19 protein-coding genes and 2 pseudogenes are annotated in these 16692 nt (G+C 62.8%); 16 read left to right on the top strand and 5 right to left on the bottom strand.

Features of this window, described 5'->3' with window-relative positions; all coding sequences use genetic code 11:
• The coding region (locus NKI05_RS31255) for a hypothetical protein (RefSeq protein WP_352652267.1) at positions 1-203 on the top strand (203 nt) is incomplete at its 5' end.
• Positions 204-374: 171 nt separating this feature from the next.
• Here the strand turns inward: NKI05_RS31255 and NKI05_RS31250 are convergent.
• Positions 375-2408, bottom strand: coding sequence for a lytic transglycosylase domain-containing protein (locus tag NKI05_RS31250; RefSeq protein ID WP_023727557.1), 2034 nt, complete (start codon positions 2406-2408; stop codon positions 375-377).
• Positions 2409-2686: 278 nt separating this feature from the next.
• Here NKI05_RS31250 and dapA point away from each other — a divergent pair, with 278 nt between their 5' ends.
• The 3 genes from dapA to NKI05_RS31235 all read left to right on the top strand — a co-directional run bounded on the left by dapA (position 2687) and on the right by NKI05_RS31235 (position 4886).
• On the top strand, positions 2687-3568 hold the full coding sequence (gene dapA / locus NKI05_RS31245) for a 4-hydroxy-tetrahydrodipicolinate synthase (RefSeq protein ID WP_352794100.1): 882 nt from the start codon (positions 2687-2689) through the stop codon (positions 3566-3568).
• A gap of 25 nt (positions 3569-3593) precedes the next feature.
• Positions 3594-4073, top strand: a complete 480-nt coding sequence (smpB, locus tag NKI05_RS31240; RefSeq protein WP_023670226.1) for an SsrA-binding protein SmpB — start codon at positions 3594-3596, stop codon at positions 4071-4073.
• A gap of 72 nt (positions 4074-4145) precedes the next feature.
• The gene (locus NKI05_RS31235) at positions 4146-4886 is read left to right on the top strand and encodes a glycoside hydrolase family 25 protein (RefSeq protein ID WP_023727559.1); all 741 of its coding nucleotides are present in this window, start codon (positions 4146-4148) and stop codon (positions 4884-4886) included.
• Between the two features lie 38 nt (positions 4887-4924).
• Here the strand turns inward: NKI05_RS31235 and NKI05_RS31230 are convergent, their stop codons facing one another.
• Positions 4925-5830 (bottom strand): DMT family transporter, encoded by a 906-nt coding sequence (locus NKI05_RS31230; protein ID WP_023816802.1) that lies wholly within the window; start codon positions 5828-5830, stop codon positions 4925-4927.
• A gap of 146 nt (positions 5831-5976) precedes the next feature.
• Between NKI05_RS31230 and NKI05_RS31225 the strand changes: the two genes are divergently transcribed.
• Entirely contained in the window at positions 5977-6450 is a 474-nt protein-coding gene (locus NKI05_RS31225) for an Lrp/AsnC family transcriptional regulator (RefSeq protein WP_023727560.1), read from the top strand.
• A gap of 37 nt (positions 6451-6487) precedes the next feature.
• On the opposite strand, the pseudogene NKI05_RS31220 reads toward NKI05_RS31225, so the two are convergent.
• A pseudogene (locus tag NKI05_RS31220) lies at positions 6488-6643 on the bottom strand (winged helix-turn-helix transcriptional regulator); the annotation flags it as partial.
• Between the two features lie 8 nt (positions 6644-6651).
• On the opposite strand from NKI05_RS31220, the pseudogene NKI05_RS31215 reads away from it, so the two are divergent.
• A pseudogene (locus NKI05_RS31215) lies at positions 6652-7112 on the top strand (zinc-binding dehydrogenase); the annotation flags it as partial.
• A 12-nt stretch (positions 7113-7124) separates the two neighbouring features.
• On the opposite strand, the gene NKI05_RS31210 reads toward NKI05_RS31215, so the two are convergent.
• Together NKI05_RS31210 and NKI05_RS31205 are read right to left on the bottom strand one after the other, a co-directional pair.
• Positions 7125-7790 (bottom strand): uracil-DNA glycosylase, encoded by a 666-nt coding sequence (locus tag NKI05_RS31210; RefSeq protein WP_023743762.1) that lies wholly within the window; start codon positions 7788-7790, stop codon positions 7125-7127.
• Positions 7787-8368 carry a LabA-like NYN domain-containing protein gene (locus tag NKI05_RS31205; protein WP_023670234.1) on the bottom strand — a complete coding sequence of 194 codons (582 nt, stop codon included), beginning with the start codon at positions 8366-8368 and terminating at the stop codon, positions 7787-7789. Before NKI05_RS31205 ends, NKI05_RS31210 begins: the two co-directional genes overlap by 4 nt.
• 330 nt (positions 8369-8698) lie before the next feature.
• Between NKI05_RS31205 and rpoZ the strand changes: the two genes are divergently transcribed.
• The 10 genes from rpoZ to NKI05_RS31155 form a co-directional block, all read left to right on the top strand.
• Positions 8699-9100: a DNA-directed RNA polymerase subunit omega gene (rpoZ, locus tag NKI05_RS31200; RefSeq protein ID WP_023670235.1), complete on the top strand. Its 402-nt coding sequence runs from the start codon at positions 8699-8701 to the stop codon at positions 9098-9100.
• A 127-nt stretch (positions 9101-9227) separates the two neighbouring features.
• On the top strand, positions 9228-11459 hold the full coding sequence (locus NKI05_RS31195; RefSeq protein ID WP_023670236.1) for a RelA/SpoT family protein: 2232 nt from the start codon (positions 9228-9230) through the stop codon (positions 11457-11459).
• Positions 11460-11575: 116 nt separating this feature from the next.
• Positions 11576-12154, top strand: coding sequence for an orotate phosphoribosyltransferase (pyrE, locus tag NKI05_RS31190; RefSeq protein WP_023816806.1), 579 nt, complete (start codon positions 11576-11578; stop codon positions 12152-12154).
• A gap of 11 nt (positions 12155-12165) precedes the next feature.
• Entirely contained in the window at positions 12166-12546 is a 381-nt protein-coding gene (locus NKI05_RS31185; protein ID WP_023702681.1) for a VOC family protein, read from the top strand.
• Positions 12547-12835: 289 nt separating this feature from the next.
• Positions 12836-13420, top strand: coding sequence for a DUF2062 domain-containing protein (locus NKI05_RS31180; RefSeq protein ID WP_023709783.1), 585 nt, complete (start codon positions 12836-12838; stop codon positions 13418-13420).
• Positions 13417-13830, top strand: a complete 414-nt coding sequence (gene acpS / locus NKI05_RS31175; RefSeq protein ID WP_023670240.1) for a holo-ACP synthase — start codon at positions 13417-13419, stop codon at positions 13828-13830. The genes NKI05_RS31180 and acpS overlap by 4 nt, the downstream gene beginning before the upstream one ends.
• A gap of 90 nt (positions 13831-13920) precedes the next feature.
• Complete coding sequence (gene lepB / locus NKI05_RS31170; protein WP_023670241.1) at positions 13921-14670, top strand: signal peptidase I; 750 nt, start codon at positions 13921-13923, stop codon at positions 14668-14670.
• Positions 14670-15386: a ribonuclease III gene (gene rnc, locus NKI05_RS31165; protein WP_023692856.1), complete on the top strand. Its 717-nt coding sequence runs from the start codon at positions 14670-14672 to the stop codon at positions 15384-15386. Before lepB ends, rnc begins: the two co-directional genes overlap by 1 nt.
• Entirely contained in the window at positions 15383-16309 is a 927-nt protein-coding gene (era, locus tag NKI05_RS31160) for a GTPase Era (protein ID WP_023670243.1), read from the top strand. The genes rnc and era overlap by 4 nt, the downstream gene beginning before the upstream one ends.
• A gap of 45 nt (positions 16310-16354) precedes the next feature.
• A partial coding sequence (locus tag NKI05_RS31155) for a phosphotransferase (protein WP_352794095.1) occupies positions 16355-16692 on the top strand: 338 nt, incomplete at its 3' end.

Here is a 16692-nt window from a genome sequence, read left to right as displayed (position 1 = left end):
CAGGAGTTGGGTGTCTCTCCCCCTTGAGCGACGGGCGCCCGCTGCTGTGGCGCGCAACCCGCCAGATCGTCGCCTCTCTGATCGCGACCATCTTTCCTCAACCTTCCTTGGCGGCCCTGCGCCAAAAACTCCATGCCTTGCGATATCGCTGGCGCGAACCACCACGAAAGCGCAAGTTTCAGTCCATGCCAAAGCTATCTTAGCGCCTATGCCCACGAGGGGGAGATTGGCGGTTCAGGCGCTACGCCCTTCCTTCGACGTTGGAGATCGGCGGAATCGGCAATGACAGCTGATCTCCCCACTCGTGGGGGAGATGGCCGGCAAGGGGGCGCGAAGGATCGCCAACGTCTGCCCGTGGCGACAGCTCTGCGGCCTCAGCCTCTTCCGTTCACCAAATCCCCAACGATATCGTACTTCCCCGAAATGCGCATCTTGTAGACCTCGTAATTCTCCATCACGCGCTGCACGTAACTTCTTGTTTCGGTGTAGGGAATTCGCTCGATCCAGTCGACGACGGCGTCGATGCCCTTGCCGCGCGGGTCGCCGTACTTGGCTACCCATTGGCTGGCGCGGTTAGGGCCGGCATTGTAGCCGGCGAAGGTCAGCACATAGGAGCCGCCGAAGCGGTCGAGCTGCTCGCCAAGGAAGGCAGCCCCCAGCGTCGCATTGTAACCGGCATCGCTGGTCAGCCGATCCTGGGAAAAGCTCAGTCCTGCCTTCTTCGCCAATTGCTTGGCGGTGCCCGGCATCAGCTGCAGCAGGCCGCGCGCGCCGGCGCTGGAGACGGCGCCGACATTGAATTCGCTTTCCTGGCGGGCGATCGCATAGGCCAGCGCCTTGCCCGAGCCGGATATGTCGGCGGTGTCGGGAATGACGCCCAGCGGATGCGACAGCGCGCCGACATCGATGCCGCGCGCGCCGGCGATCTTGCCGATCTTCAGCGCCATGAAATGATTGCCCTGCTTTTCCGCCAGCACCGCAAGCAGCGCCAGCTCGCCGGGGCTGGTCAACTGCCCGGCGAGGTCGCGGTAAAGCGTCTCGGCATAGCGGTCGTAGCCCGCCTCCTGCAGCCGCTTGATGGCGCTGACGGCTTCGCGGCCGTCAAAGCTTTGGCGGTCGGCAGTGCTTGGCTCGGGATAGACGATGTTCAGCGTGCGCAAGCCAACCCGTTCCGCCGCCAACTGCCCGTAGAAAGTGGTGCCATAGGCTGCCGCCTTGGTGAAATAATCCTTCGCATTGCCGGGACCGCCGACTTCCGCCGCGCGGCCAAGCCAGTAATAGGCGCGTGACAGCGACATCGGTCCCTGCGCGAGATCGGCGATGCGGGCAAAATGGGTCGAGGCCGTCGCAGGATCGTTGAGGCCGCGCAACGCATACCAGCCGGCGTGGAATTCGGCCTCGGCGGCGCTGGCGGGGCTTTCGGCGGCATGCGCGGCAACGATCTTGTAGGCGGTCTTCCAGTCGCCCTGGTCGACCAGTGCGCGCGACAGCACGCGGCGCTCGACCCACCAGGCATCGGGATCGACCAGCGCGTCGCGGTTCGTTGGCGCTTTCATTACCACCGCGGCGGCGTCCGCAAACTTCCGCTGCTTGCGCAGATATTCGGCTTGCGCGAAGAAATAGCCGGCCGATTGCTGTGCGGCAGGCACTGCTTTCAACAGCTTGGCCGCGTTCTTGTCGCCACGCGAGGCGGCGGCCCAGGCATCGGCCAGCGGTTGCGCGCCGGCAAGGGCTGCGACCCGCAGCGCCGAATTCTCCCGGTCGGCATAAAACATCCGTTCCATGCGGAAACGATGGTCGGCAGCCGGAATGATGGCGCCAAACTCCTTGCTGACGGCCGCCTCGTCCCTGGCTTCCAGCTTCTCGGTGCGCCAGAATGGCGACAGCACGGAAAGCGCAGCCTTGGTGTTGCCAAGAGCTAAATAAGAACGGGCAAGGATGACCACGCCTTGAAAGGTCAGCGGCTGGCTGCCGTCAAAGGCTTTCACCACGGTCTGCGGCGAGGGGTTTTCGCGATAAAGCGCGCGCTCGCTGTTCTTGCGCAGAGCGATGGTGCCCGGCCAATTCGGCAACATCTTTGCGGTATCGGCAATCTCGCTGCTCGGCACACGGTCGCCGCCATAGAGCGCGATCGCCCAGGCCAGGATATGGCGGTCCAGCGAACTGGCCGGCAATGTTTCGCGCACCGCTCGTGCCGCGGCGATATCGCCGGTCGCCAACGCATCGAGACTGCCTTTCAACACGGCGATATTGGCGGAGGGCGCATCGGTCTGCGCTCCATCTTGCATGTCAGGCATCGGGATCGATGAGGTCGTCTGCTCGTCGACGCTCTCGTTTGCCGCCGTCCCCACTATCAGCAGGGCAACGGCGCCAAGCAATATGAAGCGGAGTGGCCGACTGGCCGGCATGATCCTGATCTTTCCCTGTTGCGGCACTTTAGATGGCAAGCCCAGGTGCCCGAGAGCCTAGACTTAGGTCGTGAAGAGCTCGTAAACAAAGGGTTATCGAGGCCGTTCGAATTGCGCTTGCTGGCACCATCGGCATGCTTGCCGCGCAACAGTGTCGAGACTATGGTGCGCGGCTTCGCTTTCGGCTAGAAGGCGCCCGATGCATGTCGCCCAAAAGCGGGAACCGGTTTTGGGACGATGACACGCATAAACAAACAAGTTCCAAGGAGTTGGACGACATGCTGAGAGGCTCGCTTACTGCGCTCGTGACGCCGTTCGAAAAGAGCGGACGTTTCGACGAGAAAGCCTTTCGCGCCTTCGTCGAATGGCAACTTGGCGAGGGCACGACGGGCCTCGTCCCGGTCGGCACCACCGGAGAGTCGCCGACGCTGTCGCATGACGAGCATCGCCATGTCGTCAAGGTCTGCATCGATGTGGCCAAGGGCCGCGCTCCGGTCGTCGCCGGCGCCGGCTCAAACAACACCGCTGAAGCGGTCGGTCTGGTGCAGTATGCCGAGCAGGCGGGCGCCGACGCCGCTCTGGTCGTCACGCCTTATTACAACAAGCCAACACAGCGCGGCTTGTACGAGCATTTCGCTGCCGTCGCCAGGGCGACCAAGCTGCCGATCATCATTTACAACATCCCGCCGCGCTCGGTGATCGACATGATGCCGGAGACGATGGGCAGGCTGGCGCACGACTTCAAGAACATCGTCGGCGTCAAGGATGCCACCGGCAAGGTCGAGCGCGTGTCCGAACAGCGCGCCACCTGCGGCAAGGAGTTCATCCAGCTTTCAGGTGAGGATGCCTCTGCCCTCGGCTTCAACGCTCATGGCGGTGTCGGCTGCATCTCGGTGACGTCGAATGTCGCGCCGCGGCTGTGCGCCGAATTCCAGGAAGCCACACTGTCCGGTGACAGCGCCAAGGCGCTGGAATTGCAGGACCGTCTGCTGCCGCTGCACAAGGCCATCTTCCTTGAGCCCGGCCTGTGCGGCGTCAAATACGCGCTGTGGAAGATTGGCAAGGTCGAGAACGTGGTGCGCTCGCCGCTGGTGACCATCGAGGCGTCGACCGCCGAGAAGATCGATGCGGCGATGAAGCACGCCGGCTTGATAAATTGAGGATGAGGCGCCACCTCTCCGCATCATGAACCAGGTCAGAAAAGCCGATCCAAACAACAAAACCGTTGCGGAAAACCGCAAGGCGCGGTTTTCCTATGAGGTGCTCGACACCGTCGAGGCCGGCCTGGTGCTGACCGGCACCGAGGTCAAGTCGCTGCGCCAGGGCCAGGCCAACATCCAGGACAGCTACGCCTCGGTGGAGGGCGGCGAGATCTGGCTGATCAATTCCTATCTGCCGGAATACCTGCAGGCCAACCGCTTCAACCATGAGCCCAGACGGCGCCGCAAGCTGCTGCTCAACAAGCGCGAGATGGCAAAACTGGCGCAGAGCATCGACCGCGAAGGCATGACGCTGGTGCCGCTGAAAATCTACTTCAACGACCAGGGCCGTGCCAAGCTGCTGCTCGCCGTCGGCCGCGGCAAGAAACTGCACGACAAGCGCGAGACAGAAAAGCAGCGCGACTGGTCGCGCGAAAAGGGCCGGCTTATGAAGGAGCGAGGCTAAGAACCTCGAGCCACAGCCCCACAAAAGCCACATCGGCTTTCAAGTTTCCAGCGACACACGATGGGGAAAGGTTTGAAGAACCGGATCATCCTCTGGGGTGCGGCCAGTCTGGTCTTTGCCGGCCTCGTCGCGGCAGGCGGCTTCTTCTATTTCCGGACCTTCTCGCCCGATCGTGACAGCTATCCGGTCAGGGGTATCGACGTTTCCCATCATCAGGGTGAAATCGACTGGCGCCGCGTTGCCGCCGACGATGTCGCCTTCGCTGTCATCAAGGCGACCGAGGGCGGCGACCATGTCGACGATGCCTTCGCCAAAAACCTGCGCGAGGCGCGCGCGGCCGGACTTGCCGTCGGCGCCTATCACTTCTTCACCTTCTGCCGGCCGGGCGCCGACCAGGCGAAAAATTTCATCGCGGTGGTGCCGCACGACCAGCCGCTGCTGCCGCCGGTCGTCGACATCGAATTCGGCGGCAACTGCCCGCAACGCCCGTCGCCGGAGCAGCTGAGCGCGGAACTCCAGGCCTTCCTCGGACCGGTTGAAGCTGCGTTCGGCAAGCCGGCGATCATCTACCTGACCGACGAGGCCGAGGACGCCTATGCCGGGAAAATCGACGTTCGCCCGCTCTGGCGTCGCTCGTTGCTCCTGGAGCCAGGTCGCAACGACTGGATCTACTGGCAGTACCACAATATGGGCCGCGTCGACGGCATCGTCGGCGATGTCGATCTGAACGTACTGCAGGGCGGGCAGCAAACGCTGGCCGAGTTGTTTGCCGCGCCCGGACAGGTCTCTTCGCAAACGCCTCCATCGCCCTGAACGGATCAGGCAAGCATTCGCTTTGGCTAGCCGCAGTCTCATGTAGGCTTGGCCACAGGTCTGGAAAGAGCCGAAAAGGCCATCCCTGCGGCCATGATCAAGATGGCGGCGAACTGGGTGCCGGTCGGCGTCTCGCCGAGCACCGTCATCGCGATCATGACCGTTGCGATCGGCACGCAGGGCATGAACAGCGATGCCGTCTGTGAGCCCAGCTTTCGAACGACATAGGTGTAGAGGAACATGGCGGCCGCACCGGCCAGAAATCCCTGGATGACGATCTGGCTGGCGATTTCGCCGGCTGCCGCGCTATGAAGGCCGCTCGGTACGAAGAGATAGAGAAGCGGCAGCGGCAGGCATGACAGCAGCACCACGGTTACGGTCGCCGCAATCGGATCGACGCGCCAGCGCCGCACAAGAACGGCATAAGCGGCAAACATCGCGCCCGATGCGATGAACAGCAGATCACCGGAGAAGACATCCTTCATACCGCCACCGGTGTGCGCTGGCGCAATGAACAGGATCAGCCCGGCGATGATGGCGGCGACGCCGATGGTTTGCTGGCGCGAGGCCTTGTCCGTCGTGGCGAGGTGCGACAGCACGAACGAGAAGAACACGATCGAGGCTGGGCAAAGTGCCGCGCCATGCGCGGCGGGTGCGTAGGTGAGGCCCCAGTTGATGATGATCGGGTAGGGCAGTCCGGCCAGCGCCGCCAGCGCCAGGGCGCGCCGCCAGCCCAACGCTTTGCTGGCTGACAGGCCGCCGCGCCAGACAACCGGTAGCATGACCAGTCCGGCGCCGACAAAGCGCAAGGTCGCGACATCCGTCGCCGTAAGATGCTCCCGCAGGCTAAAGCGGGCTGCGACGAACTGCACGGCGTAAATACCGATCATGGCGAGGCCCGCAAGAATTGCCGGCTTTGTGTTTAGGTCCTCTGTCACGCGCATTCTTGTCCCGCTCGATTCTGCCAGCGGAGGATTCTTCCTCCAGACGGCTCTCGTAGAAAGCTCAGCCTATTGTTGAAAATGGTGCGACAAAATAGGCTGTTATCGCGATCTGGGCGTGAATTTCACACAATAGAGGAGCCATGAACGTGAATCATGAATCCGACCAACTTGATGCCATCGACCGCAGCCTGCTGCGGTTGTTGCAGGAGGATGGGCGTCGCACCACGCTCGATCTCGCCGCCCGCGTCGGCCTGTCGCCGACCGGCACCAGCCAGCGGGTGAAGCGCCTGTTTCGTGACGGTTTCATCACCGCGGTCCGGGCTGTGCTCAACCCGCAAAAGATCGGCCGTGGCACGCTTGTCTTCATCGAAGTCAGGCTCGACCAGGCGGCGCCGCATGTGTTCGACCGTTTCGCCGAAGCGGTGGCGAAAGCTCCCGAAGTGCTGGAATGCCACATGGTCGTTGGCGGCTTCGACTATCTGGTGAAGGCGCGCATTTCAGAAATGGCCGCTTATCAGGATTTTTTGAAGCGCGTGATCCTGCCGTTGCCGGGTGTCAGGGAAACGCACACCTATGCGTCGATATCGGACGTGAAGCCGGACGCGCTGCTGCCGGTGTGAGGGCCGGACCAACGCAAGCGGTTGCCACGCCTCCGCTTCAAGCGGCCTGGGAAACCTCCGGCGCCAGCGTCACATTCGCATCGCCCCAGACCTTCAGCACGGTGATCACGGGCTCCAGGCTTCGGCCACGAGGCGTCGGGCTGTACTCGACCTTCGGCGGCATCTGCGCATAGACCTTGCGGGCGATGAGCCCAGTCTGGCTCGCTCGGCTATGCGCAGGCGGCAGCACTGCCGACGACGGCGATCACAGCCTTCGAGGCGTTGTTCGACCGCCTCAATGTGAAGAAGCTAGTCATCGGCGCCGCGAACACCATCCTGATCGTCGGCGGCGCCGGCGGCGTCGGGTCGATCGCGGTCCAGCTCGCGCGCCAGCTGACCGATCTGACGGTGATCGCCACCGCATCGCGGCCCGAAACCCGCGACTGGGTCGCAAGAGCGTTTCGGTCCACTGGGAGCCGATGTTCACCCGCTCGCTGTATGAAACGCCCGATATGGCCGCGCAGGGCGAACATCTCAACGAACTGGCGCGCCTTGTCGACGCCGGCACCATCCGCACCAGGCTGGGCGAGACGTTCGGCCCAATCAATGCCGCCAATCTGAAGCGCGCCCATGCGCTGATCGAGACCGGCAAGGCCAAGGGCAAGATCGTGCTCGAGGGATTTGAGAGGCAGCGTCTAGTTCCGCAGGAACGACGCGATCTCGCTGAATACCTTGACGAACATCGCTTCGGTCAGCACCCCAGTGTTGGTGTTGTAGCGCGAGCAATGATAGCTGGAAAACAGCGTGACGCCGCCGGCCGGCAACCGACCGCCGTGCTTGAACGGATAGGCAGCGACGCGCTGACCGAGCGCCCTGACGGTCGACTGGTGGGCGATCGAGCCCAGCGCCAGCACGGCGCGCAATTTTGGAAAGCGCGCGATCGTCGGCACCAGAAAGCTGCGGCAAGTGGAGATCTCGGCGCCGACCGGCTTGTTCTCCGGCGGCACGCAGCGCACCGCATTGGTGATCGCGGTGCCGATCAGTTCGAGCCCGTCATCCGGCCGCGCCTTGAACTCGCCGCGGGCAAAACCGTGAGCGATCATCGTTGAGTAGAGCAGGTCGCCGGCATAGTCGCCGGTGAACGGTCGCCCGGTGCGGTTGGCGCCGCGCAGGCCGGGCGCCAGCCCGACGATCAGCAGCTCGACGGCGTCCTCGCCATCAGGCGGCAGGAAGGTCGGCACCGGCGCGTTGAACCACGACGGCTCGCGCCGTCGCCAGTCTGAGATGAAATCATGCAGGCGTGGGCAGAGGGGGCAGTCGCGGTCGGGTTCGGGAGCGGCCTCCAAGGCCGCCGCCGTCAATAGTCTTCCTCTTCGACTTCGGCCGGCTCGGGCCTGCGCACCGGCCGTTCGGAGGGATCGCGGCCGACCTCGTTCTTCAGCGAGGTCAAATCGATGAAATGGTCGGCCTGGCGGCGCAGATCGTCCGAGATCATCGGCGGTTGCGAGGCCATGGTCGAGACGATCGAGACCTTGCGGCCGCGCCGCTGTAGCGCTTCGACCAGTGTGCGGAAATCGCCGTCGCCGGAGAAGATGACATAGTGGTCGACGACATCGGCAAGTTCGAGCGCATCGACGGTCAGTTCGATGTCCATATTGCCCTTGATCTTGCGGCGGCCGGTCGAGTCGGTGAACTCCTTGGCCGGCTTGGTCACCACCTTGAAGCCATTATAGTCGAGCCAGTCGATCAGGGGACGGATCGAAGAGTATTCCTGATCCTCGACCAGAGCGGTGTAGTAATAGGCCCGCAGCAAATAGCCGCGCTTCTGGAAGCTGGACAGCAGTTTGCGGTAGTCTATGTCGAAGCCGAGTGCGCGCGAGGTGGCGTAGAGATTGGCGCCGTCTATGAAAAGAGCGATTTTTTCACGGGGGTCGAACATGGCAATATTCCTTTTTCGAAATAGGTGGCGGACTAATCGAAATGGGTCGTTATATCGGTCGGCTCGTAAATAAACCGGCTGACCTTTCGTCAACCGAGATAGCGCCAGTTTTACGGCAATCCAAGGGTGCCGGGGCGCACTGCAAGCAATTGTGATCGGAGCCGTGTCGTCGCCGGTAGGCGGGCTTTGCCGGCAAGGCATTCACCGGCGCCAGAGACTGGCATTCGCCAGCCGATGGGGCCACGGCGCCATAATGCTTGTATTTTGGCGGCGTTCGGGTTATGGACCGCGCCTGTTTTCCATCAAATCCAGGCATGAAAGGGGCAATCAATGGCCCGCGTAACCGTTGAAGACTGCATCGACAAGGTCGACAACCGCTTCGAGCTCGTGCTGCTCGCCGGCCACCGTGCCCGCCAGATCAGCCAGGGCGCGCCGATCACCGTGCCCCGCGACAACGACAAGAACCCGGTCGTAGCGCTGCGCGAGATCGCCGACGAGACGCTGTCGCCCGACGACCTCAAGGAAGATCTGATCCACTCGCTGCAGAAGCATGTCGAGGTCGACGAGCCCGAGGCCGACGGCGAGGCGATCGCCGACCAGACCGGCAACGCAGTTGCAGCTACCGATGCCGACGACGCCGAAGAAAACGTCACCTTCGATCGCATGACCGAGGAAGACCTTTTGGCCGGCATCGAGGGCCTGGTTCCCCCGGAAAAGAGCGACGACTACTAATCGCTGCCCTGGACCTGCCGGGAATATGGTTCCGGCACTTCCGTCCCGTGAGTTTCGTGGCTATCTATGAGATGCGCCGTACATCAGTGCGGCGCATCAATCATTTCAGCACCGTGAGAACCCGCCCATGATGCGTCAGTATGAGCTTGTCGAGCGCGTTGCGCGCTACAAGCCTGACGTCAACGAGGCGTTGCTCAACAAGGCCTATGTCTACGCCATGCAGAAGCATGGCCACCAGAAGCGCGCTTCCGGCGATCCCTATTTCTCGCATCCGCTCGAAGTCGCCGCCATCCTCACCGAAATGCACATGGACGAGGCGACGATCGCCGTCGCCTTGCTGCATGACACGATCGAGGACACCACCGCGACGCGGGCCGAGATCGACGATCTGTTCGGCCCCGAAATGGGCAAGCTGGTCGAAGGCCTGACCAAGCTGAAGAAGCTCGATCTCGTCTCCAAGAAGGCCGAGCAGGCGGAAAACCTGCGCAAGCTGTTGCTGGCCATCTCGGAGGATGTCCGCGTTCTGCTGGTCAAGCTCGCCGACCGGCTGCACAACATGCGCACCCTCGACCACATGCCCGAGGCCAAGCGCCTGCGCATCGCCGAGGAGACGATGGACATCTACGCGCCGCTGGCCGGGCGCATGGGCATGCAAGGCATGCGTGAGGAGCTGGAAGAGATCGCCTTCCGCTTCATCAATCCGGAAGCCTACCGCGCCGTCACCGCGCGGCTTGCCGAGATATTCGAGCGCAACAAGGGTGTGCTGACCGACATCGAAAAGGCGCTGTCGGCGCTGTTCGAGAAGCATGCCATCAATGCCGGGGTGAAGAGCCGGCAGAAGAAGCCGTGGTCGGTGTTCCGCAAGATGGAGGCCAAGGCGCTGTCCTTCGAGCAGCTCTCGGACATCTTCGGCTTCCGCGTCGTCGTCGACAGCGTCGAAGACTGTTACCGCGCGCTCGGCGCCATCCACACCACATGGTCGATGGTGCCTGGCCGCTTCAAGGACTACATTTCTACGCCCAAGCAGAACGACTACCGTTCGATCCACACCACCATTGTCGGCCCGTCGCGCCAGCGCGTCGAACTGCAGATCCGCACCCGCGAGATGAACAAGATCGCCGAATATGGCGTCGCCGCCCATTCGATCTACAAGGACACCGGCGGCAAGACGAACGGCGCCGCCCATGCGATCTCGAAGGAGACCAACGCCTATGCCTGGCTGCGGCGCACCATCGAGCAACTGGCAGAAGGCGACAACCCGGAAGACTTCCTCGAAAATACCAAGCTGGAGCTGTTCCAGGACCAGGTATTCTGCTTCACGCCGAAAGGCATGCTGATTGCGCTGCCGCGCGGCGCCACGCCCATCGACTTCGCCTATGCCGTGCACACCGATGTCGGCGACACCTGCGTCGGTGCCAAGGTCAACGGCCGCATCATGCCGCTAATGACGGAACTGAAGAACGGCGACGAGGTCGAGATCATCCGCTCCAAGGCGCAAGTGCCGCCGGCGGCGTGGGAGTCGGTGGTGGTCACCGGCAAGGCGCGTTCAGCCATCCGCCGCGCCACCAAGAACGCCATTCGCAAGCAATATTCAGGTCTTGGTGCCCGCATTCTCGAGCGCGCCTTCGAACGCGCCGGCAAGACCTTCACCAAGGAAAGCCTGAAGCCGGTGCTGCACCGGCTGGCGCGCAAGGACATCGAGGATGTGCTGGCCTCGGTCGGGCGCGGCGAACTTGCCTCGACCGACGTCATGAAGGCCGTCTTCCCAGACTACAAGGACGAGCGCGTCACCGTCAGCGCCCCCAAGCAGCGCGAGGAGGGCTGGTCGAAGATCCGCAACGCCGCCGGCATGCTGTTCCAGATGCCCGGCACACGAGCCGCGCGCAAGGACAAGGACCAGCCGCGCGATGGCGCGGTGCCGATCCGCGGCGTGCGCGGCGACCTGCCGGTGCGTTTCGCGCCGGAAGGGGCCGTGCCTGGCGACCGCATCGTCGGCATTGTCCAGCCGGGCACCGGCATCACCATCTATCCCATCCAGTCGCCGGCGCTGCAGGCCTTCGACGACCAGCCGGAGCGCTGGATCGACGTGCGCTGGGACATTGACGAGCAGACCAAGGAGCGCTTTCCGGCGCGCGTCTCGGTCACCGCCATCAACGCGCCGGGCTCGCTCGCCGACATCGCCCAGGTCGTTGCCTCCAACGACGCCAACATTCATACGCTGTCGATGGTGCGCACCGCGCCCGACTTCACCGAAATGCTGATCGATCTCGAAGTCTGGGATCTGAAGCACCTCAACCGGCTGCTGTCGCAGCTCAAGGATAATTCGAGCGTCAGCGATGCGCGGCGTGTGAATGGGTGAATAGTGAATAGTGAATAGTGAATAGTGAATAGTGAAAGAAGGCGTTCTCACTACCATTCACCATTCACCAATTCACCATTCACCATTCACCATTCACCATGGACATGGGGCGAGTTATGAATACCGACGAAGTTCTGGGCATTTTCCGCGAGGCAGGCGCTGTTCTGGAGGGACATTTCATCCTGACGTCGGGTCTGCGCAGCCCGGTCTTCCTGCAGAAGGCGCGCGTCTTCATGCATGCCGACAAGACCGAGCGGCTTTGCAAGGCACTGGCCGAAAAGATCCGCAAGGCGGTGCCGGGCAAGGTCGACTACGTCGTCGGCCCGGCGATCGGCGGCCTGATCCCGGCCTATGAGACGTCGCGCCATCTCGGTGTGCCAGCAATCTGGGTGGAGCGCGAAGGCGGCGAGTTCAGGCTGCGCCGCTTTGAGATCGCGCCGGGATCGCGCGTCGTCATCGTCGAGGACATCGTCACCACTGGTCTTTCGATCCGCGAAACCATCGACTGCCTGCGCGCGATTGGCGCCGAGGTCGTGGCGGCGGCCTGCATCATCGACCGCTCGGCCGGCAAGACCAATGTCGGCGTGCCGCTGATCGCGCTTGCCGAATATGAGGTGCCGGCCTATCCCGCCGACCGCCTGCCGCCGGAACTTGCCGACATCCCGGCGATCAAGCCGGGTAGCCGCAACATTTAGGGGACATCACCATGATCGCCGGCATCGATCATTTCGTGCTGACGGTCCGCTCGGTGGAGGACAGCTGCGCCTTCTACCAGCGGGTGCTTGGCCTCAAGCGCCTCGACGAGCCGAACCGGCCGACGGGGTTGCTGTTCGGATCGCAGAAGATCAATCTGCATCAGGCAACGCACACTTTCGAACCGAAAGCCAAGACGCCGATGCCTGGGTCCGGCGATTTCTGCCTGATCGCCGCAAGGCCGCTTGCCGAGATTTGCGCCAGTCTGGAAGCCAACGGCGTTGCCATCGAAGTCGGCCCGGTCGAGCGCACCGGCGCCCGCGGTAAGATGATGTCGGTCTATTTCCGCGATCCGGACAGCAATTTGGTCGAAGTCAGCGAATATCGGGAATAGTCTATCCGCCTCGGCGTCGTCTTCGCGCGGACATTGCCGTCGTCAGGGAGCTTTCATCGATATTGTCCTCAGTTTCGCCCCAATGGCGCTCTTGTTACCCGCCTGCGGCAGACCATCGTTACCCGCCTGCGGCAGACCATCGCGGCGGCGTTTCATTGTTCCGCCGCAAGGCAGTCGCTATATCAAAGTCGTTGTTGCCTTTCTGCGCCCTCGAAGCGCAAGATGGAGCGACCGCGCCCGGCCAGGGATGGTTGCAATTTGGGCGTGACGAACCGGGAACTGGAACAGAGTGCTTTTTCGACGCCGAAAGCCTGATGGCATTCTGGAGCGGGTGCGTACCTATCTGTGGCCGCGCCGCTCGTTTTCGCGCTCGTTGCAATATTTCTCCAAGCGCATCCTGCGGCTGAAGGCGACACCGCATGCGGTCGCGGCCGGCGTCGCGGCCGGCGTTTTCGCCTCCTTCTTTCCGCTCGGCTTCCATTTCGCCGTCGCCGCCGTGCTCTGCTGGGTGGTCGCCGGCAATCTGGTGGCCGCCGCCCTCGGCGCGGTATTCTTCGGCAATCCGCTGACTTTCCCGCTGCTGTGGGGAGCGTCCTGGGAAGTCGGCAAGCTGATCCTGCATGAACGCCTGCCCAAGAACGGACCGCCTGCGCATCTTGGTGAGATGATGCACACGCTGTCGTTTGCAAAACTGTGGCATCCGGTGCTCGAGCCGATGCTGATCGGCGCTGTGCCGCTCGGCCTGATCTTCGGGCTGATCTTCTACGGTATCACCCGCTGGGGGATGACAGCCTTTCGCGAGCAGCGCAGGAAGCGCATGGCAGAGCGGGCGCATAAGGCCGAGCACCGCGGACGGGAAGTTCCGGCGGAATGATCATCGGCATCGGCAGCGACCTGATCGACATCAGACGCATCGAAAAGTCGCTGGAACGGCATGGTCAGCGCTTCATCCAGCGCATCTACACCGAGGTCGAACAGGTCCGCTCGGAAGGCCGCAAGGGCCGCGCAGCCTCCTATGCCAAGCGCTTCGCCGCCAAGGAGGCCTGCGCCAAGGCGCTTGGCACCGGCCTGGCGCAGGGCGTGTTCTGGCGCGACATGGGGGTCGCCAACCTGCCCAGCGGCGCGCCGACGATGGCGCTGACCGGGGGAGCGGCGGCACGGCTGGCCAAAATCCTGCCACAGGGGCACAGAGCGGCGATCCACCTCACAATCACCGATGATTTCCCGCTTGCTCAAGCCTTTGTGATCATCGAGGCGTTGCCCGCCGAACAAGCGCCACATTGATTGCATCAGACGACCGCTATCTAACGCCGACTTGACGTTGCCCAGCGCGCGCCGAGACTCTATACCATCCAACGCACAATCGAGGACGACATGAGCGTGGCTGAAAAATCCGAGAAGAAATCCGGCGGGCTTGGCGAAATCGTCAGCGTCATCATCCAGGCTTTGCTGCTGGCCATGGTCATCCGCACGTTGCTATTCCAGCCCTTCTCGATCCCGTCCGGCTCTATGCGGCCGACCTTGCTCGAAGGCGACTATCTGTTCGTCACCAAATGGTCCTACGGCTTCTCGCGTTATTCGCTGCCATTCGGCCCCGACATCTTTTCCGGCCGCATCTGGGGTTCCGATCCGAAGCGCGGCGACGTGGTGGTCTTCAAGTTCCCGCCGGATCCGTCGCTCGACTACATCAAGCGCGTCGTCGGCCTGCCGGGGGACAAGATCCAGATGAAGGACGGCCAATTGTTCATCAACGGCCAGGGCGTGCCTCGTGTGAAAACCGGCCAGATCCAAAATCCTGATATCACGGAAGTGCCTGAGCCGGTCGACGTCTATCGCGAGACCCTGCCCAACGGCGTCAGCTACGACACGCTCGACCTGACACCGAATTCGATCACCGACAACACCCGCGAGTTCGTCGTGCCCCCCGGCAACTATTTCATGATGGGCGACAACCGCGACAATTCCTCCGACAGCCGCCTCAGCGTCGGCTACGTGCCGGCGGAGAACCTTGTCGGCCGCGCTAACATCGTCTTCTTCTCGATCGCCGGGAAGGCGAGCCCGCTCGAGATCTGGAAATGGCCGTCGCTGGTGCGCCTGTCGCGCCTGTTCCATTTCGTGAATTGATGGCTTTGAAGCGCCCGACGGGTGAAACTCTGGCCGATTTGGTGACAGCCAAAACCGGCCATTCCTTCCGGGATGTCCGTTTGCTCGAGACCGCGCTGACCCATTCCAGTGCGGTCAAGGCAAGCAGCAACAACCAGCGCCTCGAATTCCTTGGCGACCGCGTGCTCGGCCTGATCGTTGCCGACCTGCTTTTCGAAAAGTTTCCTGAAGCGCCGGAAGGTGAAATCGCCCCGCGCTTCAATGCCCTGGTCGATGCGCGGACATGCTCCGAGATCGGCATTGAAATGCAGCTCGAAGATCTGGTTCGGGCCGACGCTGCCTTGAAGGCGCGCTCGCGCGGCTCGGGCGGAAACTATCTGGCGGATGCGGTCGAGGCGCTGATCGCGGCGGTCTATATCGACGGCGGCCTCGATGCCGCAAGGCAATTCGTCCTGCGTTACTGGGAGCCGCGCTCGCAAAAGGTGGTGGCCAAGCCGCCCAATCCGAAATCCGACCTGCAGGAATGGATCGCCAAGACCAGCGATGTCAGGCCCGAATACGCGATCGAGAAACGCGAGGGACCTGAACATCAACCGGTTTTCACGGTGTCCGTGAAGGTCGGCGGTTTTGCGCCGGCAAGCGGCACGGGCGGCTCTCGCCGCGCAGCCGAAGAAGCGGCGGCATCGGCGTTTCTTATGCGCGAGGGCATCTGGGCCAACCAAGGGAGTGCGGCGTGACCGGCAGCGAAGATCTCCCTCCGGCAGCGGAGGCCACGCATTCCGGCTTCGTTGCCCTGATTGGGGCGCCCAATGCCGGCAAGTCGACGCTGGTCAACCAACTGGTCGGCGCCAAGGTGTCGATCGTCACCCACAAGGTGCAGACCACCCGCGCCATCGTGCGCGGCATCGCCACGCATGACAACGCGCAGATCGTCTTTGTCGATACGCCCGGCATCTTCAAGCCGAAGCGCCGGCTCGACACCGCGATGGTGACCACCGCCTGGGGTGGCGCCAAGGACGCCGATATCGTGCTTCTGCTGATCGATGCCGAGCGCGGCATCAGGGGTGACGCCGACGCCATCCTCGAGCGGCTGAAGGACGTCCGCCAGCCGATGGTGCTGATCCTCAACAAGGTCGACCGGGTCAAGCACGAGGCGCTGCTGGCCCTGGCTGCGGCAGCAAACGAAAAGGTGCCGTTCAAGCGCACCTTCATGGTCTCGGCGCTGACCGGCTCCGGCTGCAAGGATTTGCTCGACTATCTCGCGCAAGCGCTGCCGGTCGGCCCCTGGTACTATCCGGAAGACCAGATCTCGGACCTGCCGATGCGCCAACTGGCCGCCGAGATCACCCGCGAGAAGCTGTATCTGCGGCTGCATCAGGAGTTGCCCTATTCCTCGCATATCGAGACCGAGAAATGGGAAGAGAAACCGGACGGCTCGGTGCGCATCGACCAGACCATCTATGTCGAGCGCGACAGCCAGAAGAAGATCGTGCTCGGCCACAAGGGCGAGACCATCCGCGCCATCGGCCAGTCGGCGCGCATGGAAATAGCCGGCATTCTCGAGCAGAAAGTGCACCTGTTCTTGTTCGTCAAAGTGCGTGAAAACTGGGGCGACGACCCCGAACGCTACCGGGAGATGGGGCTTGAGTTTCCCCATTGAGCTTCATCGTCTAGAAATGCCGCTCCGGCAGTTTGAGACGATGACATGCCTGATCCAAAACCGACCATCGATACCGATCTCGTGCGCCGGCTGGTCAACGCGCAGTTTCCGCAATGGCGGCATCTGCCGGTGAGCCCGGTGACGTTTGGCGGTTGGGACAACCGAACCTTCCACCTCGGCAATGATATGACTCTGCGGCTGCCGAGTGCCGCACCATATGCCTTGCAGGTCGAAAAAGAGCACCGCTGGCTGCCCAGGCTGGCGCCGCTTCTGCCGCTGCCGATCCCGGGTTGTGTGCGTCAAGTTCTGCAAAATGGGGCGGCCATGATGCTGGTCATGCGGCTTGGCGCAGAGCGAGCTTCTTGTGCTCGCGCAGGTCGTCC

The organism is Mesorhizobium sp. M0771, from assembly GCF_040320155.1.
Lineage (GTDB): Bacteria > Pseudomonadota > Alphaproteobacteria > Rhizobiales > Rhizobiaceae > Mesorhizobium.
Note: the sequence above shows the minus strand (reverse complement) of the source record. Positions and strands in the feature narration are given on the sequence as shown.

Excerpts from the sequence above, each read along its gene's own strand:
- NKI05_RS31250 (WP_023727557.1), bottom strand. The coding sequence starts at position 2,408 with ATGCCGGCCAGTCGGCCACTCCGCTTCATATTGCTTGGCGCCGTTGCC.
- dapA (WP_352794100.1), top strand. The coding sequence starts at position 2,687 with ATGCTGAGAGGCTCGCTTACTGCGCTCGTGACGCCGTTCGAAAAGAGC.
- smpB (WP_023670226.1), top strand. The coding sequence starts at position 3,594 with ATGAACCAGGTCAGAAAAGCCGATCCAAACAACAAAACCGTTGCGGAA.
- NKI05_RS31230 (WP_023816802.1), bottom strand. The coding sequence starts at position 5,830 with ATGCGCGTGACAGAGGACCTAAACACAAAGCCGGCAATTCTTGCGGGC.
- NKI05_RS31205 (WP_023670234.1), bottom strand. The coding sequence starts at position 8,368 with ATGTTCGACCCCCGTGAAAAAATCGCTCTTTTCATAGACGGCGCCAAT.
- rpoZ (WP_023670235.1), top strand. The coding sequence starts at position 8,699 with ATGGCCCGCGTAACCGTTGAAGACTGCATCGACAAGGTCGACAACCGC.
- NKI05_RS31195 (WP_023670236.1), top strand. The coding sequence starts at position 9,228 with ATGATGCGTCAGTATGAGCTTGTCGAGCGCGTTGCGCGCTACAAGCCT.
- pyrE (WP_023816806.1), top strand. The coding sequence starts at position 11,576 with ATGAATACCGACGAAGTTCTGGGCATTTTCCGCGAGGCAGGCGCTGTT.
- NKI05_RS31185 (WP_023702681.1), top strand. The coding sequence starts at position 12,166 with ATGATCGCCGGCATCGATCATTTCGTGCTGACGGTCCGCTCGGTGGAG.
- acpS (WP_023670240.1), top strand. The coding sequence starts at position 13,417 with ATGATCATCGGCATCGGCAGCGACCTGATCGACATCAGACGCATCGAA.
- lepB (WP_023670241.1), top strand. The coding sequence starts at position 13,921 with ATGAGCGTGGCTGAAAAATCCGAGAAGAAATCCGGCGGGCTTGGCGAA.
- rnc (WP_023692856.1), top strand. The coding sequence starts at position 14,670 with ATGGCTTTGAAGCGCCCGACGGGTGAAACTCTGGCCGATTTGGTGACA.